Annotated in this window: 23 protein-coding genes, 1 tRNA gene and 1 pseudogene; 10 read left to right on the forward strand and 15 right to left on the reverse strand. The window is 68.2% G+C overall.

Going from position 1 to position 25,637, the window contains the following annotated elements; all coding sequences use genetic code 11:
• Positions 1–107 precede the first annotated feature (107 nt).
• Positions 108–1,106 (forward strand): annotated as a pseudogene (locus ACDP63_RS20370) (TRAP transporter substrate-binding protein); the annotation flags it as partial.
• Positions 1,107–1,344: 238 nt separating this feature from the next.
• Here ACDP63_RS20370 and ACDP63_RS20375 read toward each other — a convergent pair.
• From ACDP63_RS20375 to cobU, 5 genes are all read right to left on the reverse strand, one after another.
• A complete protein-coding gene (locus ACDP63_RS20375) occupies positions 1,345–3,231 on the reverse strand; it encodes a TRAP transporter large permease subunit (RefSeq protein ID WP_024844520.1) in 1,887 nt (628 codons plus the stop codon).
• Positions 3,228–3,851: a TRAP transporter small permease subunit gene (locus ACDP63_RS20380; protein ID WP_024844519.1), complete on the reverse strand. Its 624-nt coding sequence runs from the start codon at positions 3,849–3,851 to the stop codon at positions 3,228–3,230. The genes ACDP63_RS20375 and ACDP63_RS20380 overlap by 4 nt, the downstream gene beginning before the upstream one ends.
• A gap of 136 nt (positions 3,852–3,987) precedes the next feature.
• Complete coding sequence (cobS, locus tag ACDP63_RS20385; protein ID WP_024844518.1) at positions 3,988–4,755, reverse strand: adenosylcobinamide-GDP ribazoletransferase; 768 nt, start codon at positions 4,753–4,755, stop codon at positions 3,988–3,990.
• Positions 4,748–5,704, reverse strand: a complete 957-nt coding sequence (gene cobT, locus ACDP63_RS20390; protein WP_409928577.1) for a nicotinate-nucleotide--dimethylbenzimidazole phosphoribosyltransferase — start codon at positions 5,702–5,704, stop codon at positions 4,748–4,750. The genes cobS and cobT overlap by 8 nt, the downstream gene beginning before the upstream one ends.
• Positions 5,701–6,231 (reverse strand): bifunctional adenosylcobinamide kinase/adenosylcobinamide-phosphate guanylyltransferase, encoded by a 531-nt coding sequence (gene cobU, locus ACDP63_RS20395; RefSeq protein WP_024844516.1) that lies wholly within the window; start codon positions 6,229–6,231, stop codon positions 5,701–5,703. The genes cobT and cobU overlap by 4 nt, the downstream gene beginning before the upstream one ends.
• Before the next feature lie 116 nt (positions 6,232–6,347).
• Here cobU and ACDP63_RS20400 point away from each other — a divergent pair, with 116 nt between their 5' ends.
• Positions 6,348–6,848, forward strand: a complete 501-nt coding sequence (locus ACDP63_RS20400; protein WP_024844515.1) for a HugZ family protein — start codon at positions 6,348–6,350, stop codon at positions 6,846–6,848.
• 38 nt (positions 6,849–6,886) lie between these two features.
• On the opposite strand, the gene ACDP63_RS20405 is transcribed toward ACDP63_RS20400, so the two are convergent.
• Both ACDP63_RS20405 and ACDP63_RS20410 read right to left on the reverse strand, forming a co-directional pair.
• A complete protein-coding gene (locus ACDP63_RS20405) occupies positions 6,887–9,181 on the reverse strand; it encodes a glycosyl hydrolase family 28-related protein (RefSeq protein WP_074990638.1) in 2,295 nt (764 codons plus the stop codon).
• A 140-nt stretch (positions 9,182–9,321) separates the two neighbouring features.
• Positions 9,322–10,914 (reverse strand): lysine--tRNA ligase, encoded by a 1,593-nt coding sequence (locus ACDP63_RS20410; protein ID WP_024844513.1) that lies wholly within the window; start codon positions 10,912–10,914, stop codon positions 9,322–9,324.
• A gap of 89 nt (positions 10,915–11,003) precedes the next feature.
• Here ACDP63_RS20410 and ACDP63_RS20415 point away from each other — a divergent pair, with 89 nt between their 5' ends.
• A complete protein-coding gene (locus tag ACDP63_RS20415; RefSeq protein ID WP_024844512.1) occupies positions 11,004–11,426 on the forward strand; it encodes a tellurite resistance TerB family protein in 423 nt (140 codons plus the stop codon).
• 11 nt (positions 11,427–11,437) lie between these two features.
• On the opposite strand, the gene ACDP63_RS20420 is transcribed toward ACDP63_RS20415, so the two are convergent.
• From ACDP63_RS20420 to ACDP63_RS20450, 7 genes are all read right to left on the reverse strand, one after another.
• A complete protein-coding gene (locus ACDP63_RS20420) occupies positions 11,438–12,892 on the reverse strand; it encodes a D-alanyl-D-alanine carboxypeptidase (RefSeq protein ID WP_024844511.1) in 1,455 nt (484 codons plus the stop codon).
• Positions 12,889–13,494 (reverse strand): nicotinate-nucleotide adenylyltransferase, encoded by a 606-nt coding sequence (locus ACDP63_RS20425; protein ID WP_024844510.1) that lies wholly within the window; start codon positions 13,492–13,494, stop codon positions 12,889–12,891. Before ACDP63_RS20425 ends, ACDP63_RS20420 begins: the two co-directional genes overlap by 4 nt.
• Before the next feature lie 3 nt (positions 13,495–13,497).
• Positions 13,498–15,165 carry a formate--tetrahydrofolate ligase gene (locus ACDP63_RS20430; RefSeq protein WP_024844509.1) on the reverse strand — a complete coding sequence of 556 codons (1,668 nt, stop codon included), beginning with the start codon at positions 15,163–15,165 and terminating at the stop codon, positions 13,498–13,500.
• Between the two features lie 76 nt (positions 15,166–15,241).
• Positions 15,242–16,375: an OpgC domain-containing protein gene (locus tag ACDP63_RS20435; protein WP_024844508.1), complete on the reverse strand. Its 1,134-nt coding sequence runs from the start codon at positions 16,373–16,375 to the stop codon at positions 15,242–15,244.
• Positions 16,372–18,537: a glucans biosynthesis glucosyltransferase MdoH gene (mdoH, locus tag ACDP63_RS20440; RefSeq protein WP_231486747.1), complete on the reverse strand. Its 2,166-nt coding sequence runs from the start codon at positions 18,535–18,537 to the stop codon at positions 16,372–16,374. The genes ACDP63_RS20435 and mdoH overlap by 4 nt, the downstream gene beginning before the upstream one ends.
• Before the next feature lie 5 nt (positions 18,538–18,542).
• Positions 18,543–20,084, reverse strand: coding sequence for a glucan biosynthesis protein G (locus ACDP63_RS20445; protein WP_231486742.1), 1,542 nt, complete (start codon positions 20,082–20,084; stop codon positions 18,543–18,545).
• 225 nt (positions 20,085–20,309) lie between these two features.
• Positions 20,310–21,212 carry a hypothetical protein gene (locus tag ACDP63_RS20450; protein ID WP_024844505.1) on the reverse strand — a complete coding sequence of 301 codons (903 nt, stop codon included), beginning with the start codon at positions 21,210–21,212 and terminating at the stop codon, positions 20,310–20,312.
• 138 nt (positions 21,213–21,350) lie between these two features.
• On the opposite strand from ACDP63_RS20450, the gene ACDP63_RS20455 reads away from it, so the two are divergent.
• The 4 genes from ACDP63_RS20455 to ACDP63_RS20470 all read left to right on the forward strand — a co-directional run bounded on the left by ACDP63_RS20455 (position 21,351) and on the right by ACDP63_RS20470 (position 23,872).
• Positions 21,351–21,740 (forward strand): hypothetical protein, encoded by a 390-nt coding sequence (locus tag ACDP63_RS20455; RefSeq protein ID WP_231486740.1) that lies wholly within the window; start codon positions 21,351–21,353, stop codon positions 21,738–21,740.
• The gene (locus ACDP63_RS20460; RefSeq protein WP_024844503.1) at positions 21,737–22,399 is read left to right on the forward strand and encodes a response regulator transcription factor; all 663 of its coding nucleotides are present in this window, start codon (positions 21,737–21,739) and stop codon (positions 22,397–22,399) included. The genes ACDP63_RS20455 and ACDP63_RS20460 overlap by 4 nt, the downstream gene beginning before the upstream one ends.
• A complete protein-coding gene (locus tag ACDP63_RS20465; protein WP_024844502.1) occupies positions 22,396–23,736 on the forward strand; it encodes a sensor histidine kinase in 1,341 nt (446 codons plus the stop codon). The genes ACDP63_RS20460 and ACDP63_RS20465 overlap by 4 nt, the downstream gene beginning before the upstream one ends.
• 46 nt (positions 23,737–23,782) lie before the next feature.
• Positions 23,783–23,872, forward strand: a tRNA-Ser gene (locus tag ACDP63_RS20470).
• A 139-nt stretch (positions 23,873–24,011) separates the two neighbouring features.
• Here ACDP63_RS20470 and ACDP63_RS20475 read toward each other — a convergent pair.
• Positions 24,012–24,284 (reverse strand): helix-turn-helix domain-containing protein, encoded by a 273-nt coding sequence (locus tag ACDP63_RS20475; RefSeq protein WP_036747541.1) that lies wholly within the window; start codon positions 24,282–24,284, stop codon positions 24,012–24,014.
• 498 nt (positions 24,285–24,782) lie between these two features.
• Between ACDP63_RS20475 and ACDP63_RS20480 the strand changes: the two genes are divergently transcribed.
• The 3 genes from ACDP63_RS20480 to ACDP63_RS20490 are packed head-to-tail and all read left to right on the forward strand — an operon-like array spanning position 24,783 to position 25,551.
• Positions 24,783–25,082, forward strand: a complete 300-nt coding sequence (locus tag ACDP63_RS20480) for a hypothetical protein (protein WP_036765112.1) — start codon at positions 24,783–24,785, stop codon at positions 25,080–25,082.
• An 8-nt stretch (positions 25,083–25,090) separates the two neighbouring features.
• Positions 25,091–25,294 carry a hypothetical protein gene (locus ACDP63_RS20485; RefSeq protein WP_143091255.1) on the forward strand — a complete coding sequence of 68 codons (204 nt, stop codon included), beginning with the start codon at positions 25,091–25,093 and terminating at the stop codon, positions 25,292–25,294.
• A gap of 2 nt (positions 25,295–25,296) precedes the next feature.
• A complete protein-coding gene (locus tag ACDP63_RS20490; RefSeq protein ID WP_024844499.1) occupies positions 25,297–25,551 on the forward strand; it encodes a DUF3800 domain-containing protein in 255 nt (84 codons plus the stop codon).
• Positions 25,552–25,637 lie beyond the last annotated feature (86 nt).

Below are 25,637 nucleotides of genomic sequence, written 5' to 3' on the forward strand. Positions count from 1 at the left end.
CACATCTCGCCCCTCGGATGGGCGCACATCTTACTCACAGGGGAGTACAGGTGGCCGAAAAGAGCTTAGCGTAGGATTTAGCACCGTCCGGCAGCAGACCCCTGAAATGGCGCCTGACCTCGGCCTTCCCCAAGTCGCTGGACACGATCTATGGCGGGGCCGAGGTGCTGTCGAGATACCTGTCCGAGGCCACGGGCGGCAAGTTCCAGCTCCAGGTCTTTGCCGGCGGCGAGATCGTGCCCGGCCTGCAGGCCCAGGACGCCGTCACCGACGGCACGGTCGAGGCCTGCCACACCGTCGGCTATTACAGCTGGGGCAAGGATCCGACCTTTGCGCTGGGTTCGGCCGTGCCCTTCGCCCTGTCGGCCCGCGCCATGAACGCCTGGCAGTATCACGGCGGCGGCATCGATCTTTACAACGAGTTCCTGGCCAACCATAATATTTTCGGCCTGCCGGGCGGCAATACCGGCGTGCAGATGGGCGGCTGGTTCCGCAAGGAAATCAACGCCGTGAGCGATCTTCAGGGCCTGAAGATCCGCGTCGGCGGCTTTGCCGGCCGGGTGCTGGAGCGCCTGGGCGCCGTGCCGCAGCAGATCGCCGGCGGCGACATCTATCCGGCGCTGGAAAAGGGCACCATCGACGCCTCGGAATGGGTCGGCCCCTATGACGACCTGAAGCTGGGCTTCTTCAAGGTGGCGCCCTATTACTATTACCCCGGCTGGTGGGAAGGCGGCCCGACGGTGCATTTCTTCTTTGCCAAGGAGAAATACGAATCGCTGCCCGAGAACTACAAGTCGCTGCTGCATACCGCCTGCCGGGCGGTCGATGCCGACATGCTGCAGAAATACGACCACCTGAACCCCACGGCGCTGAAGGAACTGGTGGCCTCGGGTGCGCAGCTGCGCCCGTTCAGCGCCGAGATCCTGGATGCCTGCTACAAGGCCGCGAACGAGGTCTATGCCGAGCTGGAGGCCTCGAACGCGCCCTTCAAGAAGATCTGGGATTCGATCAAGGTGGCGCGGGGCGACTGGTATCTCTACAACCAGACGTCCGAATATACCTATGACACCTTCATGATGATCCAGCAGCGCAACGGCACGCTCTGAACCGGTGCCGGGTTGCAATCGGGCCGCCGCGAGAAATCGCGGCGGCCCTTTTCGTTTCAGGCGGCGACAAAGGAAAAAGGCGGCCCCAAGGCCGCCTTTCCCCTGTCAGTTTCCTGCCGGTTGCTGCGGGGCCGTCAGACCCGGCGGCGGACCGGAAAGGCCGCCCAGCCCACCCAGGTCGGGCGCAGCGGGGGCTGGCGCCGTGGCGCCATCCGCCGGGGCGGGCGTAGNTCCCCTGTCAGTTTCCTGCCGGTTGCTGCGGGGCCGTCAGACCCGGCGGCGGACCGGAAAGGCCGCCCAGCCCACCCAGGTCGGGCGCAGCGGGGGCTGGCGCCGTGGCGCCATCCGCCGGGGCGGGCGTAGCCGGAGCCGGGGTTGCGGGCGTGCCGAAATCCGGCGGACTGTCTAGCCCGCCCGGGGCGGGAATGCCGCCCGGCGCAGGGCCTCCGGGCGCGGCCGGCTGGCCGAAGGGATCGCCCAGACCGCCAAGCCCGCCCAGGCCCCCAAGCCCGCCGCCGCCCGAGGGGATCTCGATGCGGACATTCGAAGTGTCGACCGGCGCGCCCTTGTAATGCATGACCAGCCCCGGGAAGGCCATGACGACGGCGACCATGACCAGCTGGATGCAGACATAGGGCGCCGCGCCCCAATAGATCTGCCCGGTGGTCACCGGCTGCATCATCTGCCCGGTGACCTTGTCGCGATAGGGCGATTTCGGCGCCACCGAGCGCAGGAAGAACAGCGAGAAGCCGAAGGGCGGGTGCATGAAGCTGGTCTGCATGTTCACCCCCAGCAGTACGCCGAACCAGATCAGGTCGATGCCCATCGCCTGCGCCGCCGGCGCCAGCAGCGGCACGATGATGAACGCGAGCTCGAAGAAGTCGAGGAAGAAGGCCAGCAAAAAGACCAGCACCGACACCGCGATCAGGAAGCCGTATTCGCCGCCGGGCAGCGAGGTCAGCAGATGTTCGACCCAGATATGCCCGTTCACGCCGTAGAAGGTCAGCGAGAACACCCGCGCCCCGATCAGGATGAACATGACAAAGGCCGACAGCCGCGTGGTCGCCAGCAGCGCCTGGCGGATCACGTCATAGCTGAGCCGGTTCTTGACCCCTGCCAGCAGCAGCGCGCCGACCGCGCCCATGGCCCCGCCCTCGGTCGGCGTGGCGATGCCCAGGAAGATCGTGCCCAGCACCAGGAAGATCAGCGCCAGCGGCGGGATCAGCACGATGATGACCTGCTGCGCCAGCCGCGACATCAGGTTGATCCTCAGCGCCCGGTCCAGCAGCGCCAGCACATAGATCACGATCACCGCCAGCGCCGGCGCCAGGATGTCGGCATCGCGCCCATGCGTCGGGTAGAGCCAGCGGAAGGCCAGCCAGGCCCCGCCGACGGTCAGCGCCAGCGCCACGAAAAGCGAGGTCACGCCCGAGCCCAGCGTCCGCGCCTCTTTCGGCAGGGCCGGCAGGCTGCTCGGGCGGATCAGCGACATCACGAAGATGTAGGACAGGTAGATCCCGGTCAGCACCAGGCCGGGGATCAGCGCGCCCTTGTACATGTCGCCGACCGAGCGACCCAACTGGTCGGCCAGCACGATCAGCACCAGCGAGGGCGGGATGATCTGCGCCAGCGTCCCCGAAGCGGCGATGGTGCCCGAGGCGATGCGCCGGTCATAGCCATAGCGCAGCATGATCGGCAGCGAGATCAGCCCCATGGCGATGACCGAGGCCGCGACCACGCCGGTCGTCGCCGCCAGCAGCGCGCCGACGATGATCACCGCATAGGCCAGGCCGCCGCGGATCGGGCCGAAAAGCTGGCCCACCGTGTCCAGCAGATCCTCGGCCATGCCGGATTTCTCCAGCACGATGCCCATGAAGGTGAAGAAGGGGATGGCCAGCAATGTCTCGTTCGACATCACCCCCCATAACCGCTCGGGCATGGCGTTCAGCAAGGGCCAGCTGAGGTTGATGTTGCCGCCCGACAGCGGCGCCAGTTCGACGCCGATGACGAAGAACAAAAGCCCGTTCGCCGCCAGCGCGAAGGCCACCGGATAGCCGAAGAGCAGGAAGATCACCAGCGAGGCAAACATGATCGGCGCCATGTTCTGCGCGATGAAGACCATCATTTGCGAGTCTCCTCGCCCGGTTTCTCGTCCTCGATCGCCGCCTGCATCTCGCGCACCATGATGTCGCCCTCCATGGCGGCGGCCTCATGGGCCGAGACGAAGGGGGTGGGATCCTCGATCAGGCCGCGCATGACGGCGATCTTCTTGATGATCTCGGAAATGCCCTGGAAGAACAGCATGATGAAGCCGGCCAGCAACAGCATCTTGGCCGGCCACAGCACCAGCCCCCCGGCATTGGTCGAGACCTCGCCCCGGTAATAGGAGCGCATCGCCCAGGGGTAGAGATACCAGATCATCAGCGTGACGAAGGGCATCAGGAAGAACACATGCCCGATCAGGTCAATCCAGTGCTGCCGGCGCCGCCGCCAGAGGCCGTAGATGATGTCGATGCGGATATGCTCGTTCTCCTTCAGCGTATAGGCCGCGGCGCCCAGGAAGGCGGCGCCATAGAGATACCATTGCAACTCCAGCCAGGCATTGGACGAGGTGTTCAGCACCTTGCGGATGACTGCATTCCCGGCGCTGACCAGCACGGCGACCAGGATCAGCCAGCTTGCGCTGCGGCCGATGGCCGAATTGACGCGGTCGATGCCGCGAGAAAGCCCCAGCAGGGCACCCATATGAAAAACCTCCCCCAAAACTATGGCCGCCTCTTGCCGTGGCGGGCGGCGGATAATCCCGACCTTTCATGTAGCCGTTTGGTATGAGTGAAGTGCGAAAACCCGTCAAGAAAAAGGCGACGCGACGTAACGGCGCTTAGGCCAGGGCGGTCATGGCCACCAGCCCGGCCGCCTCGCCCGCCTGCTGCATGGCCCCCAGCACGTCTCCGGTCTGCCCGCCAAGCGCCCGCATGGCCCGGCGCGCCAGCCAGAACTGCGCCGCCGCCACCGCCGCGGCTGGCACCAGCCAGCCCGCCGCCGGATGCGGCAGGCAAAGCGCCGGCGGCAGCAACGCGGCGGCCCCCAGCACCAGGGCGGCGAGCATCGCGCCGCGCGTCGGCCGCCCGGCCGCATGGCCCAGCCCGTCGCGCCGCGCGGGCGGCATCAGCCCCAGCCCAAGCGCCATTCCCGCGCGCGAAGCCGCCGCCAGCCCGGCCAGGGCCGTCGCCGCCAGCCAGGGATCGCCCAGCAGCGCCGCAATCGCCGCCACCCGCAGCCCCGTGACCAGGACCAGCGCCAGCACGCCATAGCTGCCGATGCGGGAATCGCGCATGATCTCCAGCCGCCGCTCGCGGGTCGCACCGCCGCTGCCATCGGCGCAATCGGCCAGCCCGTCCTCGTGCAGCCCGCCGGTGGCCAGGATCATGGCGCCGACCGCCAGCAGCGCCGCGACCATCCCCGGCAGCCCGGCGAAGGACGCCAGCCCCAGCACGGCGGCACCGACCAGCCCGACCGCCAGCCCCACCAGCGGAAAGGCCCAGGCGGCCCGCGCCAGCGTCGGCGGCGAGGCGGGCAGAAGCCGCCCCACCGGCAGCCGGGTCAGCCAGACCAGTGCCAGCGCCGCCTCGGCCAGCAGCCTAGCCAATCCCGGCCTCGGCAAAAGTGGCCATGCCGTTGTGGCATTCCAGCGCCGCGCGCAGGATCATCAACGCCACCGCCGCGCCCGTGCCCTCGCCCAGGCGCATGTCCAGCGTCACCACCGGCTTTTTCTGCATCACCGCGATCAGCCGGCGATGGCCCGTTTCGGCGCTTTCATGGCCGATCAGGCAATGGTCCAGCGCATTGCGGTCGTTGACCAGAAGCACGCCCGCCGCCGCCGAGCAGATGAAGCCGTCCAGGATCACCGGGATCCCCAACTCACGCGCGCGGATCACCGCGCCGCAAATCGCCGCCTGCTCGCGCCCGCCATAGCTGCCCAGGATCGAGGCCGCCGTCGCCGCGCCCTTGTGGCGCCTGAGCCCGGCCTCGACGGCACGCAGCTTGTTGGCCAGAACCTCGTCATCGGCGCCGGTGCCGCGCCCGACCCAATCCTCGGCGCTGCCGCCGAAGGTCGCCGCCGCCAGCGCCGCCGCGACTGTGGAATTGCCGATCCCCATCTCGCCCAGCAGGATCACGTCGGCCTCGGGGTCGACGGCGTTCTTGCCGGTCTGGATGGCGGCGACCAACTCGTCGACCTCCATCGCCATGCCTTCGGTGAAATCCCCGGTCGGCCGGTCCAGGTCCAGCGCGATCACCTGCAACCCGGCGCCGGCCAGCCGGCACAGCTGGTTGATCGCCGCGCCGCCCTGACGGAAATTCTCGACCATCTGGGCGGTGACTTCGACCGGGAACGGGTTCACGCCCTGCCGGGTGACGCCGTGATTGCCGGCAAAGACCAACGCCTGCGCGCGCTCGATCTTTGGCCGCTCGCGCCCCTGCCAGCCGGCCATGAACACCGCCAACTCCTCGAGCCGGCCCAGAGAGCCGGGGGGCTTGGTCAGCTGGTCCTGGCGGTCGCGGGCAGCTTGGGCGGCGGTTTGGTCGAACTCTTTCACGATGTCCCTCTTTGCGGTTTAAGGCGCAGCGGCAGGCCGCTGACGGCCATCCAGACCTCGTCGGCGATCGCGGCCACGGCCTGGTTCATCCAGCCATGCTCGTCGCGGAAGCGGCGGGCAAGCGCGTTTTCGGGCACGATGCCCAGCCCCAGCTCGTTCGTCACCAGCACCACCGGGTCCTGCTGGGCGTCCAGCGCCCGGCACAGGGCGCGGATATGCGGGTCGGGCTGGCCCTCGGCCATGAGATTGGACAGCCACAGCGTCAGGCAATCGACCAGCCGCACCCCCTGCCCGTCCGTTCGCGCCAGCGCGCCGGCTAGGTCGCGCGGCTCCTCGACCGTCTGCCAGCCGCTGCCGCGCCGGTCGCGATGCAGGCCGATGCGCTGCGTCATCTCGTCGTCCCAGGCCTCGGCCGTGGCGATGTAGATGCGCGTGCCCTCATGCGCGGCGGCAAGGCTTTCGGCCAGGGCGGACTTGCCCGAGCGGGCGCCGCCGGTGACCAGGGTGATGCGCGGGTGCTTGCTCATGACGCCGTTGTTTCACAAGGCCGGGCGCTGCGAAAGCCGGAAAGCGCCGCCAAAACGCCGCATTGCCTTGCAGGTTGCGGTTGCCTGGCGGGCCGCGGCCGGCGCAGCATGCCGCCATGAAGATCGACCCGATTCGAGAAACCACCGACGAGGCCCGCGCCCTTGCCCGGCAATTGCTGGGGTGTGCGCGCCATGCCAGCCTGGGCACGCTCGACCCCGAAACGGGCGGGCCGCTGGTCACGCGCATTGCGCTGCAAACCGATGCGGATGGCGCGCCGCTCGCGCTGCTTTCGGGGCTTGCCGCGCATACGCGCGCGCTGGCGGCCGATCCGCGCGCCGGGCTGCTGATCGCCGCCGAGACCGCCAAGGGCGACGCCATGACCCATGCGCGGCTGTCGATCCTGGGCCGTGCCGCGCCGGTCGCGCCGGACGAGGCGCGCCGCGCCCGCTGGCTGGCGCGCGATCCCAAGGCCAAGGTCTATCTGGACCTGCCGGACTTCCGCTTCTGGCGGATCGAGCCGGTCTCGGCCCTGTTGAACGCGGGCTTCGGCCAGGCGTTCCGGCTGCGACCTGCCGACCTGCTGGAACCGGACATGCCGAAACCCCCGGCAGAATGATCCGCCGGGGGCCAAGGGCTTGCGTTCTGGGCGCGCGCCTAGTCCGGGTTGTCCATGCGCAGCCGCAGGCTGACCGAGCCGCGCACCGCCGCGCCCCAGTTCAGCGCCACCTGTTGCCGCGTCGTTCCCTGCGCGGTCTGCACCCAGGGCATCTCGGCCACGCGGGCATTGGCGGCATTGGTGATCTGGCTGGTGGCAATGATCGACTGGACGTTGCGCACCCAGCCATTGAAGGGCAGCGCCTGGTCCACCGTCACCAGCCAGCGGTTCGAGGCGCTGGCCTGGTTGTGCGCCACGTCGACCGGATTGGCGACATAGCTGTTCACGCCGTTGAACATGTTGCCCTGGAACTGGATGTTGCGCATGCGCTGATAGTTCAGGTCGGAGAATGTGGTGTCCACCTTCTCGATCCGGGCGATCTTGTTGAACAGCGACTTGAACACATTGCCCATCACCGCCAGCCCATGGATGAAATGGCCACTGCCATAGGGCTTGACCACCAGCCAGTTGAATCCCAGCGTCGTGTTCGAGGCCAGGAAGGTGTTGCCGGTGATCGTCAGCCCGCCAAAGGAATACTCGCCGCCGTCGAAATTCGGATAGGCGTCGTGTTCGTTCGTCCACTCGATCGAGCAATTGTCGATATAGTTCCCGGTCACGGTCGTCTGCACATTGGTCTGGGTCAGCACCAGCCCGCCGAAACGCACGCCGTTCTGGGCATTGTCGCCCTGGAACCAATGGTTGCCCTCGATCATGTGGCCACCGCCGTTCATCACCGCGAAATGCGCGAAGCGGATGAAGCGGCTGTGGCGGATCTTGGCATCGTTGTTGTTGACGTTCAGCGCGACGGTGGTGCGGTTCTGCGCCAGGTCGCCCATCTCGTTTGACAGGAACTCGCAGCGGTCCACCAGCATGCCCTGGCAGGCCGAGCCGATCGAGGTGATGCCGCGATCCCTGGGCCGGGTGAAGTAGCAATCGCGGAAGCAGTTCATGTTGCCGGTCTTGGCCAGCATCACGCCGCTGGCATTGCCCTCCAGCAGGAATTCGATGTCGTCGAAGTTGAAGCGGCTCAGATGCTCCATCCCCGAGAAATCGAAGGCATAGCGATAGCGGCTGAAGCTATAGCTGCGCGTCCCCGCCCCGCCGTAAAGCGGCAGCGACAGCGTCAGCGTCCCGGCGGCGACGTTCCGGGCCAGGACATAGACTTCACGCCCGACGCCGTTGCCGCTGACGCGGGCGCCGACCTCGATATTGGCGATATTGGCGACCGCCGAAAGCACCTGCGGCTGTGCCGGATTATAGGTCGCGGCCGATGTCACCACCCGCGTATCCCAGGCCGGGCCGGCCAAGATGCTGACCTGGCCGTTGGCGATGACGCGGCGGTTGGCAAAGCTGGTCATGCCCGGCACCGCATCGGCGATGGTGATCGGCTCGGACAGGTGCACGTTGCGGCCGCAGAGGTCCAGCACCGCATGGTCGGTAAAGCCCAGCAGCGCCTGAAGCGCGCGCTTCATCCCCTCGGTCTCGTCGCCGAAGGCGGCGGCATAGGTCGGAAAGTCGAAGCTGCGCATCAATGCCAGCCGCGCCGTGCGCGGCATGCTCAGCGTGCCGACGAATCGGACTGGCGAAGACAGGCTCAGGTCCGAGCCGATGCGATAGCTGCCCTCGGGCACCAGCACCTGCCGCCCGGCCGCGGCCTGGTCGGCGGCGATGAAGGCGGCGCGGTCGTCGGTGGTCCCGTCGCCCATGGCGCCGAAATCGCGCACGTCGACCCAGTCCAGCATTCCCGGCACGAAGGCCGCCGTCACGTCCTCGATCATCACGCTCTCGATGCGGATCGAGCCGTTGTTGTCGCCGGTCAGGTCCAGGCCGAAATGGCCGAAGGTGGCGGCGCGTCCCCAGGCCATGTCCACGCCCTCGCGCCGGCCGGTGCCGACGATGGCCGAGACCTCGACCACCTGCCCATAGCCCGGCAACGTGACCGAAGGGCCGGTCTGCGGCACGCCCGCCACGTTGTTGCCGGCGGCATTGCCGGCGAAGGCGGCGATGCGGACCTGGGGCAGGTTGCCCGCGACGGCCTTGACGCGCGCCGAGATGCGCAGATAGCTGCCGGGATTGATCGGCGTGCGCTGCATGTAGCGAACCTGCGTCACCGCCTCTTGCTTGAGGATTTCCAGGCAGCTGCCGAAATCCTCGTCCGCCGGCACGATGGCCGCGTTCGCCGCCCCCGCCCAGGTCGGTGATCCCGCCCTGCCATCCGTCCGGGACCACTGATCCAGGCCCAGCCGGAAGGCGCGCGGCATCAACGACTGGTTGCCGATAATCGCAATGGTCATGCCAACTCTCCCCTAATCCAGAACGTGCAAGGCGGTTGCCCGCGCGGTCCGTCAGGAATTTGGCAATCTCGCGTTAACCGGTCGTTAACCATGCGCGCGCGGCAACGAGGCCGCGCGCAACATGAAATTCCCGCGCCGGTTCAGGCGGTTGGCTCTGCCGCCAGCTCGCCGGCCAGGGCCCGCTCGATCAGGGCGCGGGTTTCATCCACGCCGTAAAGCGCGATGAAGCCGCCGAAGCGCGGTCCCTGGTCGGCACCCAGCAGCACCTGGTAAAGCGCCTGGAACCAGTCCTTCATCGGCTCGAAGCCATGTTCGCGGCCGATGGCAAAGACCATGGTCTGCAAGGTCTCGGCATCGGCGGGCTGGTTCCATGCCGCCAGCCGCCCGGCCAGATCCTCCAGCGCCCGCCGCTCGACCTCGGTGGGCGCGCGGTAAGTCCGCGTCGGCGCCACGAAATCGTTGAAATAGCGCACCGCGAATGCGGCCGCCTGGTCCAGCGTCGGGTTGGTCTCGGGGCTGGCCTCGGGCGCATAGCGGCGGATGAAGCCCCAGAGCCCCTCCTTGTCCTTGGCGCCGGCCACCGAGGCGAGGTTGAGCAGCATCTGGAACGGCACCACCATGTCCGATTCCGGCACCTTCCCGCCATGGATGTGCCAGACCGGGTTGGCCAGCTGCTGCTCGACCGTCTGGTCGGGATAGGCGCGCAGCTGCTGGTGGTATTCGTCCACCGCCTTGGGGATGACGTCGAAATACATCCGCTTCGCGGTCTTTGGCTTCTGGAACATGAAATAGCTCAGGCTCTCGGTCGCCGCATAGGTCAGCCACTCGTCGATGGACAGGCCATTGCCCTTGGACTTGCTGATCTTCTGGCCGTGCTGATCCAGGAACAGCTCATAGGTGAAATGCTCGGGCGGCCGCCCGCCCAGGATCTTGCAGATGCCGTCATAGATCGGGGTGTTGGTGGAGTGATCCTTGCCATACATCTCGAAATCGACATCCAGCGCCGCCCAGCGGGCGCCGAAATCCGGCTTCCATTGCAGCTTCACATGGCCGCCAGTGACCGGCAGGGTCAGCTCCTCGCCGTCCTCGTCGTCGAAGGTGATGGTGCCGGCTTTCGCATCGACATGCTTGATCGGCACGTAAAGCACCTTGCCGGTCCTGGGGCTGATCGGCAGGAAGCAGGAATAGGTCTGCTGGCGTTCCTCGCGCAAGGACGCCAGCATGACCTCCATGATGGCGTCGTATTTCTCGGCCGCCTTTAGCAGCGTCTCGTCGAACCGGCCCGCCTTGTAGAACTCGGTCGCGCTGATGAATTCGTATTCGAAGCCGAAAGTGTCCAGGAAGCGGCGCAGCATGGCGTTGTTATGCCCGCCGAAGCTGTCATATTCGCCGAACGGGTCGGGCACCGTGGTCAGCGGCTCTTGCAGGTGCTGGCGCAGCATCTCCTGCTGGGGCACGTTGTCGGGCACCTTGCGCATGCCGTCCATGTCGTCGGAAAAGCAGAACAGCCGCGTCGGGATGTCCGAGATGATCTCGAAGGCGCGGCGGATCATGGTCGTGCGCGCCACCTCGCCGAAGGTGCCGATATGCGGCAGGCCCGAGGGGCCATAGCCGGTCTCGAACAGCACATAGCCCTTTTCGGGATCCTTCTTCTCATAGCGTTTCAGCACGCGGCGGGCCTCCTCGAAGGGCCAGGCCTTGGATTTCATCGCGGCGTCACGCAGGGCGGTCATTTTCGGGTCTCCATTGGCTCGGAACTTCCCCGTATTGAAACGCCGCCGGATGGTCAATAATTACCCCCGGAAACGCAAGGAGAAATGCCATGACCGACAGCCTGCCCTCGTTCTCGCCCTGCGACGCGCTGGTCGCGGTCATGGTGGCGGTCTCGGCCTCGGACCAGAACCCGCGCACGGCCGAGCTGGTCGCCATCGAGCGCGCGGTGAACCACACGCCCGTCTTCGCCGATTACGACATCGACCGCATCCGTGCAGTGTCGCAGACCGTGGTGACGCTGTTCGAGGAGGAGGACGGGCTGGACGCGCTTTTCGGCCTGGTGCGCGCGGCGCTGCCGGAAAAGCTCTATGACACCGCCTATGTCCTGGCCTGCGACGTCGCCGCCTCCGACGGCCGGCTGGGCGAGATCGAGGCCGAGATGCTGGCCGAGATCCGCGACCAGCTGGACATCGAGCGCCTGCACGCCGCCGCCATCGAATTGGCCGCCCGCGCCCGCCACCGCCTGCTTTAAAGCGGCCTGCTCTAAAGCGTCGCCCCCTGCGCCGAGGCGACGGGGGGCTGCGCGGCGAACTCGCCCAGCCAGCCCTCGATCAGCGCCTGTTGCAGCGCCTTGGAGCGTTTGGTCCAGCCCGTGACGCCCTCGGGCAGTTCCTGGCCTTCGCTGGCGGCGCGGCGCGGCTCGTCACCGGTCAGGATGGCGAAGGCCAGTTCCCGCCTCCCGGGCCTCTGCGCATAGCCCGCCAGGTTCGAGACGAAGTTCAGCGTCCCGGTCTTGGCCTCGATGGCGATGTCGCTGTCCTTGCGCTTGCCGCGCGCATCGCGCAGCGGGATCGGCTTCATCAGCCCGCGCAGGTTGCGCCTCTGCCCCGGCCCCGCCATCAGCGCGGCCAGCATCCGCGCATCGACCCGATTCAAGGGCGACAGGCCCGAATGGTCGTGAAAGGCGAAATCGCCGCCGATCCCCTGCCCGCGCAACCATTCCGCCATGGCCGCGGCCGAGGCAGCCGGGTCGTCCGCCCGGCTGGCGGCAAGGCCGATGGCCTCGGCGGTCAGGTTGGTGGAATATTCCAGCATACCCTGCACGATCTGGCGCAGGGGCGGGCTGTCATGGCGAGCGGTCTCGGCCCCCTCGGGCAGGATCTCGATCACCTCGGGATTGGGCAGCGCCAGCCCGCGCGCGCGGCACAGCGTCTGGAACACGTCGCCCGCGTAAAGCTCGGGGCGGCGGACAGGCAACCAGCGGCTGCCGGACTTGCCCAGGCTGCGGCGCGCGATGGTCCAGCTTTCCAGCTTGCCCGCCTCATAGGTGAACAGCGGCAGCCCGCGGTCCACCGCCGCGATCGCGGCCGTATAGGCCCTGGGCGACAGCTTGCGGCCCCGCGCCTGCAGGGACAGCCGATAGCCCTGTTCGCCCTGCCGCCAGTCCAGGTGCACGCGGTTGAAGTTCAGGATCATCCCCGAGATCGAGGGGTTGTAGGGCAGATGCTCGTCCTGCGCCGGGTCCAGCCGGCCGATCCGCGGCAGCGCACCGCCCCAGACGGCGAATGCGGTCGGCGCCGGCCGGCCGGCGGCCTTTTCATCGGCGACGGTTGCGGCGGCCAACTCGTCCAGCGCATCGGTATCCAGCACCGGATCGCCGCCCCCGGCCAGGATCAGCATGTTGCCGGCCCGGATGACGCGGGTCGCAAAGCGATGCCCCTCGCCCAGCCGGTCCAGCGCGTAAAGCGCCGTCACCGCCTTGAGCGTGCTGGCGGGCGCCATGGGCTGATCGGCCTGACGCTGGGCCAGCACCTGCCCCGAGACCGGGTCGACCACCGCATAGGCCACCGCGCCGCCCAGCCCCGCGGCGGCGATCAGCGCCTCGGGGTCAAACCCCCTGGGCCGCATCGCCGGCCTTTGCTGCGCCGACGCCATGCGGGGCGCCAGGGCCAGCAGCCCCAGCCCCGCCACGAAGCCACGTCGCGTCCATCCGTTCATGCGCGTCCTTTCGGCCCCAGCGCGCGGATCGCGCTGGAACTCAGCTTGTTCAGCGGCAGGTTTATCATCGCCCAGGCCGGCGGCCTAGCGCGGGCGAGTTCACGGGCGCGCGACTCGGGCAGCCGCGCGCGCCACAGCAGCCGCGCCGCGCGCGAGAACCGCGCCGGCATCCGCCAGCCCGGCCGCGCGATGACGCCGATCGGCACCCGCACCGCAATGTCCTGCCAGCGGTCCCAGCGGTCGAACTGCACCAGGTTGTCGGCCCCCATCAGCCAGACGAAGCGCACGCCGGGGTAAAGCCGTTGCAGGGCGGCGATGGTGTCGCGGGTCATGCGGGTACCCAGTTTCGCCTCGATGCCGGTGATCGCGACCCTGGGGTCGCGCATGATCCGCCGCGCCCGCGCGATGCGCTGGTCCAGCGGCGCCGGGCCGTGGGGCTTCAGCGGATTGCCGGGGCTGACCAGCCACCAGATCCGGTCGAGGCCGAAGCGGCGCAGCGCCTCATCGGTGATATGCACATGGCCTTCATGCGCCGGATCGAAAGAGCCGCCCAGCAGACCCACGGTCATGCCGGGCCGCGCGATGGGAAATCCCGCCCGCATACCCTAGAACAGGCCCTGCACATGGCCGTCGCCGTCCAGCCCCACGCGCAGCGCCGAGGGCTCGCGCGGCAGGCCGGGCATGGTCATGATGTCGCCGCAGATCGCCACCACGAAGCCCGCGCCGGCCGACAGCCGCACCTCGCGCACCGGGATGGCAAAGCCCTCGGGCGCGCCAAGCGCCGCCGGGTCGGCGGAAAAGGAATATTGCGTCTTGGCCATGCAGACCGGCAGATGGCCATGGCCCGCCCGCTGCCATTCCTCCAGCCGCTCGACGATATGGGGCAGGAACTCGACTTCGGCAGCGCAATAGATGCGCTTGCAGATGGTCTCGATCTTTTCGGCCAGCGGCATCTCGTCGGGATAGAGCGGCGCGAAATCCGCGCCGCCCTCGGCCAGTTCGACCACGGCGCGGGCCAGATCCTCGGCACCCCGACCACCCTCGGCCCAGTGTCGGCACAGCACCGCCTGCACGCCATGCGCGCGGCAATAATCGGTCAGCGCCGCGATTTCGGCCTCGGTATCGCCCGAGAAATGGTTGATCGCCACCACCACCGGCAGGCCAAAGCGGCGCAGGTTCTCGATATGGCGGCCCAGGTTGGCGCAGCCTGCCCGCAGCGCCGCGACATTCTCGGCCCCCAGGTCGGCGCGGGCCACGCCGCCGTTCATCTTCAGCGCCCGCACAGTCGCCACCAGCACCGCCGCGTCAGGTTGCAGCCCGGCCAGCCGGCACTTGATGTTGAGAAACTTCTCGGCCCCCAGGTCGGCGCCGAAACCGGCCTCGGTCACGACATAATCCGACAGCGCCAGCGCCGTGCGCGTCGCCATGACCGAGTTGCAGCCATGCGCGATATTGGCGAAGGGCCCACCATGGACGAAGGCGGGATTGTTCTCCAGCGTCTGCACCAGGTTCGGCTGCAGGGCGTCGCGCAAGAGCACGGTCATGGCGCCCTCGGCGCCCAGGTCGCGCGCCGTCACCGGCCTGCGGTCGAAGGTCTGGCCGATGACGATGCGGCCCAGCCGCGCCTGCAGGTCGGCCAGATCCGAGGCCAGGCACAGGATCGCCATCACCTCGGAGGCGACGGTGATGTCGAAACCGCATTCGCGCGGCACGCCATTGGCCGGCCCGCCAAGCGCGACCACCACCTGCCGCAGCACCCGGTCGTTCATGTCCATGACCCGCCGCCAGGTCACGCGGCGCGGATCGATGCGCAGCGCGTTGCCCCAGTGGATATGGTTGTCGATCATCGCCGCCAGCAGGTTATGCGCGCTGGTGACGGCGTGAAAGTCGCCGGTGAAATGCAGGTTCATGTCTTCCATCGGCACGACCTGCGCATGACCGCCACCCGCGGCCCCGCCCTTCATGCCGAAATTCGGCCCCAGCGAGGCCTCGCGGATGCAGACCGTGGCCCGCTTGCCGATGCGGTTCAGCGCGTCGCCCAGGCCCACGGTGGTCGTGGTCTTGCCCTCGCCCGCCGGGGTCGGGTTGATGGCGGTCACCAGGATCAGCCGGCCCTGAGGCCGCCCGGCCAGCGCGGCGATGGTCTCATGCGCGATCTTGGCCTTGTCGTGGCCATAGGGCAGGAAATCGGCCTCGGTCAGGCCCAGTCGGCCGGCGACCTGCGCGATGGGCAGCTTCTGCGCCTCGCGGGCGATCTGGATGTCCGATTTCATGATTCCTCATTCCTCCTCGGTCTGCGGCGGACAGTTGAGCGGTTGGGGGCGGCCAAGGCAAGCCGCGCGGCACGCCCTAGCCCAGCCCGAGCCTTGCCCGCAACGGCGGCAGCCAGGTTTCCCGCCGCATCCAGACCGCCGATATGGTCCAGAAGGCCACGACCAGCCAGAGGTCGATGGCCAGCCGCAGCCAGAAGTTCAGCGGCCCCGCCGGCGCCGACATGTCCAGCGCATCGCCCCAGATCGACAGCATCACGCAGGCGATGAACGAGAAAAGCCCGCCGCGCCCGATCTCGGCCAGCGCCTCGCCCGGCGCGGTGGCGGCCATCCAGGCAAAGGGCCGCGCCAGGGGCACCGCGACGATCCAGCTTGCCGCAAGAATGGCGGTGAAACGCATGAAATCCAACGACCATTTGTCGATGCCGCCGGTGATCTGGCGCAGGAACTGGCTGACGGGCTTGGCCGGCGCGCCGATCTTCCAGGCGATCACGATGGTCAGACCGAACAGCAGCACGCCGACCGACACCCAGGTCAGCAATGCCGAGTGGCGCCGCAGGACCGGCATGATCCGCTCGCGAAACGCGCCCATGGCGACGCCGGCAAAGAACAGCATCTGCCAGCCGAAGGGGTTGAACAGCAGCCCCGGCCCCGGCCGCTGGTTGGGGATCAGCGCGTTCAGCGGCAAGGCAAAGATCCAGACCACCACCGAAACCGCCATGGCAAGCCAGGGCCAGCGCAGCATGAAGGGCACCGTCACCGGCACGGTGGCGATCAGCAGCACGTAAAGCGCCAGCACGTCGAGCAGGTTGGGCTGCATCCACATCAGCGCCACGGTGGCGACATAGCCGATGGGATGCTCGACGATCCAGCGCGCATATTGGAACCAGACCGCGGTATGGTTCATCTGCAGCTTGAACAGCAGCGCCGAGAACAGCGCCAGCAGGATCGCCCCGGCGATCAGCGCCAGCCAGACCTGCGCGGCGCGGCGCAGGAAGCGGATCTGCGCGGCCCGGCGTCCCTCGCGCGCCTCGACCTTGACCCAGACCATGCCGACCAGGAATCCCGACAGCAGCACGAACAGCTCGGCCGCGTCGAAGACGGCGAAATTGGTCAGCGTCAGCTTGCGCAGCACGCCGATCGGCATGTGGTCCAGCATGATGCAGACCAGCGCATAGCCGCGCAGCATGTCCAGGGCGACGATACGGTTCATTGTGGCAACTTCGCGAAGGCTTCGATCAGTGCGCGGTTCTCGATCAGCGCCAGCTGCTCGGCCGGGCCGAGGAAGCGCAGCGCCTGCGCCTGCGAGGCGGCATGGCCGATCTTGGCCTCGGCCGAGATGGCATCCAGCCGCTCCTCGACCGGGACGCGCGGGGCTTCGGGCAAAAGCGCCAGGATGTGCGCGCGCAGCGCCGCATCGCGCCCCAGCGCCCCCAGGCCGTCGCGCGGCAGCCCGCCGGCAATGCGGAAATCCAGCATGTTTGCGGCGGTCAGCAGCTCGGGCGGCTCGCGCTCCTCGGGGGTGACAAGCAGGCCCTGCCGGCGTGCCCAGCGGCCGAAGACCGGGCTGGCCGACCAGCGCGAGGTCAGCGGCGACAGGATCAGCCCGGCCAGGATCGGCGACAGCCAGACCAGTTGCCAGGGCGACAGAAAGGCCAGCACCACCAGCGTTGCGATCCCCAGCGCGACATGCAGCGCATGGCGGCGCAGCACGACATGCCAAGGCGGCATCTGCCCGGCGCGGACCTGCGCCTCCCAGCCGGAATCGCGGCCGCGCAGGATCTCGATGATCTGCCGGGTCTGGATCAGCATCTGCACCGGCGCGATCAGCGCCGAAAGCACGATCTCGAACATGGCCGAGGCCAGAAGCCGCACATTGCCGCCCGAATCCTTGGCCAAAGGCCGCAGCCAGGCGCGGAAGATGGCGATGAACTTGGGCACCAGCAGGAAGGACATGGCGGCGACGAACAGCCACAGCATCCGCACCGGGTCGAAGGTCGGCCAGGTCGGGAACAGCTGGTAGGTCTGCGGGAAATAATCCGGCCGCGACAGCAGCACATTGGCCGACAGCGCCAGCCCGACCAGGATCATCATCAGCCAGATCGGCGACATCAGGAAGCCCAGGATGCCGATGACGAAATGCACCCGGCTGATCCAGGCGAAGCCGCGCGAAAAGATCAGCCGCGCATGCTGCAGGTTGCCCTGCGCCCAGCGGCGCTCGCGCACGGCCATGTCCAGCAGCGTCGGCGGGCAGCCTTCGAAGCTCTGGCGCAGGTCGTGGTCCAGCCGCACCTTCCAGCCGGCGCGCCGCAGCAGCGCGGCCTCGACGAAGTCGTGGCTCAGGATGGTGCCGCCAAAGGGCGGCCTGCCCGGCAGTTCCGGCAGCCCGCAGCATTGCGCGAAGGCCTCGACGCGGATGATGGCGTTATGGCCCCAGAAATTGCCGCTGTCGCCCGACCAGGCGGCGACGCCGCGGGCAATGGCAGGCCCATAGATGCGGCCGGCGAATTGCGTCAGCCGGGCGAAGATGGTCTGGCCGCCGACCAGCATCGGCATGGTCTGGATCAACCCGACCGCCGGATCGGCATTCATCCGCGCCGACAGCGCCCTGATCGTCGCGGCCCCGACCACGCTGTCGGCGTCCAGCACCACCATCTGGTCATAGCGCCCGCCCCAGCGGCGCACGAAATCGCCGACATTGCCGGCCTTGCGCCCCTTGTTCGAACGGCGGCGGCGATACCAGACCGGCACCGGCGAGATGTCGCGCAGCCGGCTGATCGCCGCCATCTCCTCGAAGACGGCCCGCGGCTCGTAGCTGTCCGACAGCACGAAGATCTCGGCCCGATCGCCCAGCCCCTCGCGATGGAGGTCGCGCGCCAGCGCCGCCAGCAGGCCCGCCGTCGCCGCCGCATTCTCGTGATAGACCGGCATGACCACGGCGAGACGCGCCTGGTTCGGCCCCTCCGGGGTGCGCAGTCGCCGCGCGAATATGCCCGAGACCATCGAGGTAAAGGAAAACCCAACCCAGGTGAAGGTCAGCGCGAACAGCACCAGCAGCACCGATTGCAGCCAGGTCATGTTCGCGCCGAAGGTCAGCATCATCTGCCGCCAGCCCAGCCAGGCGATCGCCGCCGCGCCGCCAAAGGCCGTCAGCCGCGCCGCAATGGCACCAGGCGAGGGCCAGCGGCTGTCCGGTCCCAAAGGCGGGCGGCCGCGGAAATCCTGCTCGGGCATGTCCAGCGGCGCCTCGGGCGGCGTCGCCGGGCCTTGGAATTGCGGCAGGTCCAGCGCCTCCCAGCCGTCATCCGCGGACAGAGGCAGGGACCGGGTCCGGCTGGCCGGATACCGGTCCGGCTTACTGTGGGGCGCGCCCATGTCGCTCACTCGCGCGTCCAGCGGGCGATCCAGGTCTCGCTGAGCGGGCCTTCGGGGCCGTTCAGCACCGCCGAAAGATCGGCCAGCTTGGCGCCTTCGGGCAGGTATTCGAAGGCCAGCCGCATCCGGCCCTGCTCGGGCAGGCGCAGCAGATAGCTGTGCCCGATCCGCCCGGCCGAGGCGCGCAGCTGCGGCACCGGATCGTCCGAGCCGAACAGCCCCAGGTCGAAATCGACGATATAGGTGCGGCCGTTGGGATTGTTGATCGCCTTGCCGGACATGGTTTCGACAACGCGGGAAATCGGTGCGCTGTCAGGGACTTCCGCTGCAAATGTCAGAATGTAGTTGAAGTCGTAGCGATTGCCCTTGCGCAGCGTGTCGGCCGGCTGCCAGAACGAGACGATATTGTCGTTGAACTCGTTCTCGACCGGGATCTCGATCAGGGTGACGGTGCCCTTGCCCCAGTTGTCCTGCGGCGCGATCCAGGCCGATGGCCGTTTTTCATAGCGCGCCTCGGCATCCTTGTAGGATTCGAAGTCCCGCGCCCGCTGTGCCAGGCCGAAGCCCAGCGGATCATTGTCCATGAAGGCCGAGACCTGCAATGTCCTGTGTCCCGACAACACCCGCCAGAGCCGCTGCTCGCCCCCGGTCAGCATCTGCAAGCCGTCGCTGTCATGCACGGCGGGTCGATAATCGTCCACGCGCGAGCGGTCGGCCGGCCCGAACCAGTACATCGAGGTCAGCGGCGCGATGCCGGCGTTGCGCATGTCCTGGCGCGGGAACAGCGCGACGCGGGTGTCGAAGACGGTCTCGGCGCCGGGCGTGATGCGGAACTCGAAGGCGCCCGAGACCGAGCGGCTGTCCAGCAGCGCATGAACCAGCACGGAACGGTCCTGGGATCCGGGCTTGTGGATCCAGAAGCCGCGGAACAGCGGGAACTCCTCGCCCTCGGCGCTGCCGGTGCCGATGGCCAGACCGCGTGCCGACAGGCCGTAAAGCGTGCCCCGCGACACGGCGCGGAAATAGCTTGCGCCCTGGAACACGGCGATCTCGTCCATGACATCGGGCCGGTTCAGCGGCGCGCGGATGCGAAACCCCGACCAGCCCATGTCGCCCAGCGTCTCGTAATCGACCCCGTCGGGGAATTGCGCCGGGTCGAAGTCGAACATGTGCGGATCGAAGCGGACCGGGATCACCACCCCCTCCTCGACCAGCGCGATGTCCACCGGCTCGTGGAAGATCGCGCCGGGCGGCAGCAGGTCCAGCGCGAAATCGCGGCTGCCGGCCCAGGGATCGCGATCGCGGCGGAACCGGATGCCGCGATACTGGTCATAGGTCAGGTTGGCGAAGCTGCCGACCAGTTCGGCATCGCGGTATTCGTAGGGTTTGGCGGCCAGCTCCCTGGCCATCGCGGCGACATCCTCGAAGCCGAAGGGCTGGGGCGCGGCCTCCTCGGCCGGCGCGGCGGCGGCTTCCGGCTGGGCTTCGGGGCCTTCCTGCGCCAGGGCCGCCCCCAGCGAGGCAGAAAGCGCGCTGACAGCCGTCATGGCCGCACCGGCAGAAAGGACAAATTCACGACGACGCATCGACCGACCCCAATGTTTCGGGCAGGAAAGCCCGGAAATTCCGGGGGGATTTCGCATTGCCGCGCGCATCAGGCAAGCCTTTTCGCGCCGAAAGGCAGGGTCTTGCCGAGAGTTGATCGGAATCGCCGCGCCAAAGGGCCGCGCCGGCTGGAAAGCCCGCGCGGCCCGATGCGCCTGCAACCTGCCTCAGCGGTTGATTTCCCGCGTGACCTGCCCCTTGGGGTTCAGTTCGACCGCGACCGGCTCGCCCTCGGGGTTGACCGCCTGGGCCACGACGCGCGGCCCGTCCTGCATGATCTCGCCGATGCGGCTGTAGCCGGCCGAGGTCAGCGCCATGCGCACCTCGCCCCGGTCAAGCTGGACCGGCGCCAGCGCCCCCTGGCGCTGCGGCGCGGGCGCCTCGGGTGCCTGGGGCGCGGCGCCGGCGGGCGGCGGCGGCATGTCGCGCCCCGGCCCGCGATCCCAGCCGCGCTCGGCCCCGCGATCCCCGCGCGGCCCATGATCCCAGCCCCGCGGGCCGTCGCCGCGGTGATGGCCGCGGCGCTTGTCTGCGCGGTCATGGTCGCGCTTGCCGTGCCAGCCCTTGCCGCGCTCGGCATCGCCGCGGCCAAAGCGCATCAGCGTGCCGTCCTGGGTAAAGGCCGCCCGCGCCCCCAGCTTGCCGTCGCCCTGCCCGGCCAGCATCACCCCGCGCTCGCCCGAAAACACCGCCTTCAGGCCGCCCAGCTCGCCGAAAACCGCGCTGTCGCGCACGGGCTGCGGCACCAGCTGATCGACCAGTGCCTGCGGCAGCACGCCCTCGCCCTTGGCGCGCAGGCCGCGCAGCTGGCCCTTGTCGTCCAGCATGGCGTCGATCTGCGTGCCGTCGGGCAGCTTGCCCTCCAGCCGGGTGGCGCCGCGCGGGCCGCGCTTGCTGGTCACGTCGGTCAGCCCGGCATCCTGCAAGGCCCGCGGCAGCGCGACCGGCGCCTGGGCCTGGGCTTCGGCCGCGGGCGGGGGCGCGGCGGGCGTCTCTTGCGCCAGCACGGGGGCCGAGAACGCCGCCAGCAGGGCCGAAAGCGCGATCGAGGTCGAGAGTTTTCTGCTCATCTCTGGTTCCTTCCTTATCGGGGCATCCTGATCGGCCCCGGACGAATCGGGTGATAGCCCCAGTCGCGCCAACCAAAGACCAACGACCCGTTTGGCTTTCGTTTGGATTTCCCCCATTACATAGGGCCGATGAACCGCATGCGCATCATATCCCTGTCGTTGCCCGTCGCGCTGGCGCTGGCGCTGAACGCGCTGGCCGAGGATCGCGGCCACGACCGCGGCCCGCCCTGGCCCGAGGATTGGGCGCCCGAGTTCGAAAGCCTCCAGCGCCACGATTCCCGCATCCTGCCGCTCAACCGCGCCGCCGAAATCGTCGCGGAACGGTTCCGCGGCCGGCTGATCGCGGCGCGCATCGTGCCGCCCACCCCCGACGAGCGGGCGAAGGGCGTGATCCTGGTGCATGAGCTGCGCCTGCTGACGCCGAAACGGGACGTGCTGCTGATCCGGCTGGACGCGCATGGCGGCGATTTCCTGGAGGTCGCGGGCGCGGGTCTGACCGATGCCCGGCGAAAGGGGACGAAGCCATGAAATGCCTGATCGTCGAGGATGACCCGACGCTGTCCTCGCAGCTGGCCGCCGCCATGCGCGACGGCGGCTTTGCCTGCGACATCGCCGCCGACGGCACCCAGGGCGAGTTCCTGGGCACGACCGAGACCTACGACCTGGCGATCCTGGACCTGGGCCTGCCCGGCCTGCCGGGGATCGAGGTGCTGACCCGCTGGCGCGAGGGCGGCGTGACCATGCCGGTGCTGATCCTGACCGCGCGCGGCGACTGGACCGACAAGGTGGCGGGGTTCCGCGCCGGCGCGGACGATTACGCGGTGAAGCCCTTCCGGCTGGAAGAGGTGGTGATCCGCGCCCAGACCCTGGTGCGCCGCGCCGCCGGCCATGCCCAGGCGGTGATCAAGGCCGGGCCGTTGCGGCTTGACACCCAGCTGGGCGTCATCACCCGCAACGGGCTGGCGTTGAAGCTGACGGCGTTCGAGACCCGCATCCTCGCCTATCTGATCCATCACCAGAACCGCGTGGTCAGCCGCAGCGAATTGTCCGACCACCTTTACGATTCCGCCGCCGACCGCGACTTCAAGTCCATCGAGGTGGTGATTGGCCGGTTGCGCAGGAAGATCGGCGAGGGCCTGATCGAGACCCGGCGCGGCGAGGGCTATGTGCTGAGGACCGCCGCTTGATCCTGCCGCGCGATTCGATCCGCGCCCGGCTGATCGGGCTGGCGGCGCTGCTGACCGGGGTGGCGCTGGTCGCGGGCTATCTTGCCATCGCCGCGATCCTCGAGGATTTCATCACCGGCCGCTTCGACGCCGAGACCGGGGCGGTGGCCGATGCCTTGATCGCCGGCGCCGGGATCGACGCGGACGGCCGGCTGGTTGCCGGCCCCGCCCCGACCGATCCGCGTTTCCAGATGCCGCTGTCGGGCTGGTTCTGGCAATTGACGCAGGACGGCCAGGTGGCGGCGAAATCGCCCTCGCTCTTCGACAACGTGCTGAACCCGCCCGAGGCGGATTTCCAGGGCGGCCCCGGCCTTGGCCCGGCCGGCGAGCCCTTGCGGGTCGCGCGCCATGTCTTCACCCTGCCCGGCTCGGCCTCGGTCCTGGCCGTGACCGTGACCGCGCCGCGGGCCGAGATTGATGCCGCCATGGCACGGCTGCGCCGGCCGCTGGCGATCTCGCTGGCCGTGCTGGGGCTGGCGCTGGCCGCGGCAAGCCTGCTGCAAGTGGCTGCGGGGCTGCGCAGCCTGGACCGGCTCGGCCGCGACCTGCGCCGCATTCGCGCCGGCCAGGCCGAGGCGCTGCCCCTGCCCGCCGTGGCCGAACTGCGCCCCGTCGCCGCCGAGATCAACGCGCTGCTGGAGCAGAACCGCGCCGTGCTGGCCCGCGCGCGCGAGCATGTCGGCAACCTGGCGCATTCGCTGAAGACGCCGCTGGCGGCGCTGGACAATGCGCTGCCGCCCGACCATCCCGGCCACGCGTTGATCGCGCGCATGGACCGCCAGATCGGCTGGCACCTGCGGCGCGCGCGCAGCTCGGCCGCGCCGCGGCTGCTGGGCCAGCGCACCCCGGCCGCACCGGTCATCCAGGACATCCTGCTGGTGCTGGGCGGCCCGATCCGCGAGGCCGGCCTGCGGGTCGATATCTGCGCCGATGCCGATGCCGGCTTCGCCGGCGAGCGGCAGGATCTCGAGGAGATGATCGGCAACCTGGTCGAAAACGCGGTGAAATGGGCCTCCTCGGCGATCCGCATCACCGCGCGGGTCGACGGCGACCAGCTGCACATCCTGATCGAGGACGACGGCCCCGGCATGTCGGACGAGGATCATGCCCTGGCGCTGACCCGCGGCGCCCGGCTGGACGAGGCCGGCCCGCCCGGCACCGGCCTTGGCCTGGCCATCGTCGCCGACCTGGCGGCGCTGCATGGCGGCGCGCTGATGCTGGATCGCTCGGCGCTGGGGGGATTGTGTGCGGGGTTGCGGCTGCCGGCGGCTGTCGCTCCGACGGCGCGGCGCGGCTAGATTCCGCTTGCCTCGCCCCTTGCACCAGCCTATCCCGGCGCGGCCTGGAAGCGTGGCCGAGTGGTTTAAGGCTCTGGTCTTGAAAACCAGCGTGGGGGAGACCCCACCGTGGGTTCGAATCCCACCGCTTCCGCCATTTCCAGTTGATATTTATAAGAAAAATTGCCATTCAGGCGATATACCCGCCATAAAGCCCGCCTTTATATTTGCGGTTGGCTGCTACCGATTGCGGTCGTGAGTGATGCGGATGGGCCACGCCTTGGGATGGATTGGGGCTAGCCTCTTCCCCGCCCGCGCGATCTGTCGCTGGGCCGTGAGCGCACCAGGACGGTTGCCCCGTGGCGGCTGCTTTCGATCTGCCCGGCGGCGATCCAGTTCATCACCGTGCGGCGCGTCACGCCCACTTGCTCGGCATATTCGTGGGCCGTCACCCATTCAGGCATGGGCGACATGCGCACGGCGCGGATCTCGTTGCGAAGTGCAACCAGTTCGGCCTTTATCTCGGCAAGCGCGTCGGGATCGACAGCGATCAGGATTCGTTCGGACATTTGCGGCCCTTTCCGCAAGGATTTCTGCATCTGGGGGCTGAGCGCCCGAGAACGCCCATTCAGAGATGCGCGGGGCGTCATTATAGCGAAGCCAAGGTCGCCATCCAGCGCGCTCATCTTGGACACAGGTAGGGTGAGGCATAAGCCGCCGCCCCGCCCTGTAGGCTTGACGGTCATCTGGCCATCGCTCAGATTGTGGGAGCTAGGGCAGTCAGAGCGAGAAAATGGCGAGACGAGGCAATGTTCAGCCGATATTCGTGCGGCTCGAAACTGCTGCAAAGCTCCTTGATATGACGCCAAAGGAGTTCGCCGACCTTGTTAATCATGGGTCTTTGCCCGGTCCCTGCAAGATAGGGACTCATCAGCGATGGTCCGTCGAGCAAATCAAGGCAATCGTTGACGGCACGGCCATCCGGCTTGAGGATGAGTTTGAGGCGTAGGAACGGCCAGCAACCCCATCAGAGGGCCCGCCGCTCCCCCGGCCGAGAGGAACAGAACATGCGTTTCACGACAAGCTTGATCATCGCGTCGGCGCTGATGGCGCCAGCCCTTCCAGCGTCCGCTGCACTGAGCGGCTACTGGGACAGTTCGAAAATCCTGCATGCGGTGCTGGGCGACAACCGGCTGGCCGACGCCCTCAAGCAGCAGCCCATCGAGCGCATCGAAAAGACAGCCGAGGGATACGAGGTCAGCAGCCGGGATTGCACGGTGCAGGTCAGGGTCACATCCAGCGTGCCTGACCATCCGGGACCGACCCGCCACACCCTCAGCATTGGCAAGGGGCGGTGCCAGCAGTAATGCCCGAGTTGAGCACCGAGGACGCTGAACAGATCGAGGACGCCCTGCGCGCTGCGCTGCTGGACGTGCTGGTGAACATGGGAAAGGTGCTGCTGACGACGCCGGAAGGGCGGGCCGAGGCGGCACGGTCGATGCTGGACCAGGCCGAGCGAGCGCACCCTGCCGTGGCCGCGGTGTTCAGGGAGGCGGCGGAGAAGGTGAGGGGCGCATAGTCGTGGAATATTCTGATTACATTGTATTTGTTGACGAGAGCGGCGACCACAGCCTCACCTCCATCGACCCGGAGTTCCCGGCCTTCTCGCTGGCATTTTGTGTAATCAAGAAGAAGGACTATTGCGAGAAAATCATCCCAGCGGTTCAGGGGCTCAAATTCAAGTATTGGGGCCACGACTCCATCGTTCTTCACGAGCACGAAATTCGGAAAACTAAGGGCGACTTCGCTTTTCTGCGCACGGTGACCTGCCCCTGAACTTTCATCCAGCCGCGACCGGAGCCCGGTTAGTGTTTACGCCAATTGGCGCAGGTTGAGCAATCGCCCGACGCGCGGAGCTTTCA

Origin of the sequence: Paracoccus sp. P2 (genome assembly GCF_046335115.1) — a bacterium.
Classification (GTDB): Bacteria; Pseudomonadota; Alphaproteobacteria; order Rhodobacterales; family Rhodobacteraceae; genus Paracoccus; species Paracoccus pantotrophus.

Excerpts from the sequence above, each read along its gene's own strand:
- ACDP63_RS20420 (WP_024844511.1), bottom strand. The coding sequence starts at position 12,892 with ATGAACGGATGGACGCGACGTGGCTTCGTGGCGGGGCTGGGGCTGCTG.
- ACDP63_RS20410 (WP_024844513.1), bottom strand. The coding sequence starts at position 10,914 with ATGACCGCCCTGCGTGACGCCGCGATGAAATCCAAGGCCTGGCCCTTC.
- ACDP63_RS20430 (WP_024844509.1), bottom strand. The coding sequence starts at position 15,165 with ATGAAATCGGACATCCAGATCGCCCGCGAGGCGCAGAAGCTGCCCATC.
- ACDP63_RS20425 (WP_024844510.1), bottom strand. The coding sequence starts at position 13,494 with ATGCGGGCGGGATTTCCCATCGCGCGGCCCGGCATGACCGTGGGTCTG.
- ACDP63_RS20455 (WP_231486740.1), top strand. The coding sequence starts at position 21,351 with ATGCGCATCATATCCCTGTCGTTGCCCGTCGCGCTGGCGCTGGCGCTG.
- ACDP63_RS20475 (WP_036747541.1), bottom strand. The coding sequence starts at position 24,284 with ATGTCCGAACGAATCCTGATCGCTGTCGATCCCGACGCGCTTGCCGAG.
- ACDP63_RS20380 (WP_024844519.1), bottom strand. The coding sequence starts at position 3,851 with ATGGGTGCCCTGCTGGGGCTTTCTCGCGGCATCGACCGCGTCAATTCG.
- ACDP63_RS20405 (WP_074990638.1), bottom strand. The coding sequence starts at position 9,181 with ATGACCATTGCGATTATCGGCAACCAGTCGTTGATGCCGCGCGCCTTC.
- mdoH (WP_231486747.1), bottom strand. The coding sequence starts at position 18,537 with ATGGGCGCGCCCCACAGTAAGCCGGACCGGTATCCGGCCAGCCGGACC.
- ACDP63_RS20445 (WP_231486742.1), bottom strand. The coding sequence starts at position 20,084 with ATGACGGCTGTCAGCGCGCTTTCTGCCTCGCTGGGGGCGGCCCTGGCG.
- ACDP63_RS20480 (WP_036765112.1), top strand. The coding sequence starts at position 24,783 with ATGCGTTTCACGACAAGCTTGATCATCGCGTCGGCGCTGATGGCGCCA.
- ACDP63_RS20400 (WP_024844515.1), top strand. The coding sequence starts at position 6,348 with ATGAAGATCGACCCGATTCGAGAAACCACCGACGAGGCCCGCGCCCTT.
- cobU (WP_024844516.1), bottom strand. The coding sequence starts at position 6,231 with ATGAGCAAGCACCCGCGCATCACCCTGGTCACCGGCGGCGCCCGCTCG.
- ACDP63_RS20450 (WP_024844505.1), bottom strand. The coding sequence starts at position 21,212 with ATGAGCAGAAAACTCTCGACCTCGATCGCGCTTTCGGCCCTGCTGGCG.
- ACDP63_RS20435 (WP_024844508.1), bottom strand. The coding sequence starts at position 16,375 with ATGAACCGTATCGTCGCCCTGGACATGCTGCGCGGCTATGCGCTGGTC.
- ACDP63_RS20460 (WP_024844503.1), top strand. The coding sequence starts at position 21,737 with ATGAAATGCCTGATCGTCGAGGATGACCCGACGCTGTCCTCGCAGCTG.
- ACDP63_RS20415 (WP_024844512.1), top strand. The coding sequence starts at position 11,004 with ATGACCGACAGCCTGCCCTCGTTCTCGCCCTGCGACGCGCTGGTCGCG.
- ACDP63_RS20375 (WP_024844520.1), bottom strand. The coding sequence starts at position 3,231 with ATGATGGTCTTCATCGCGCAGAACATGGCGCCGATCATGTTTGCCTCG.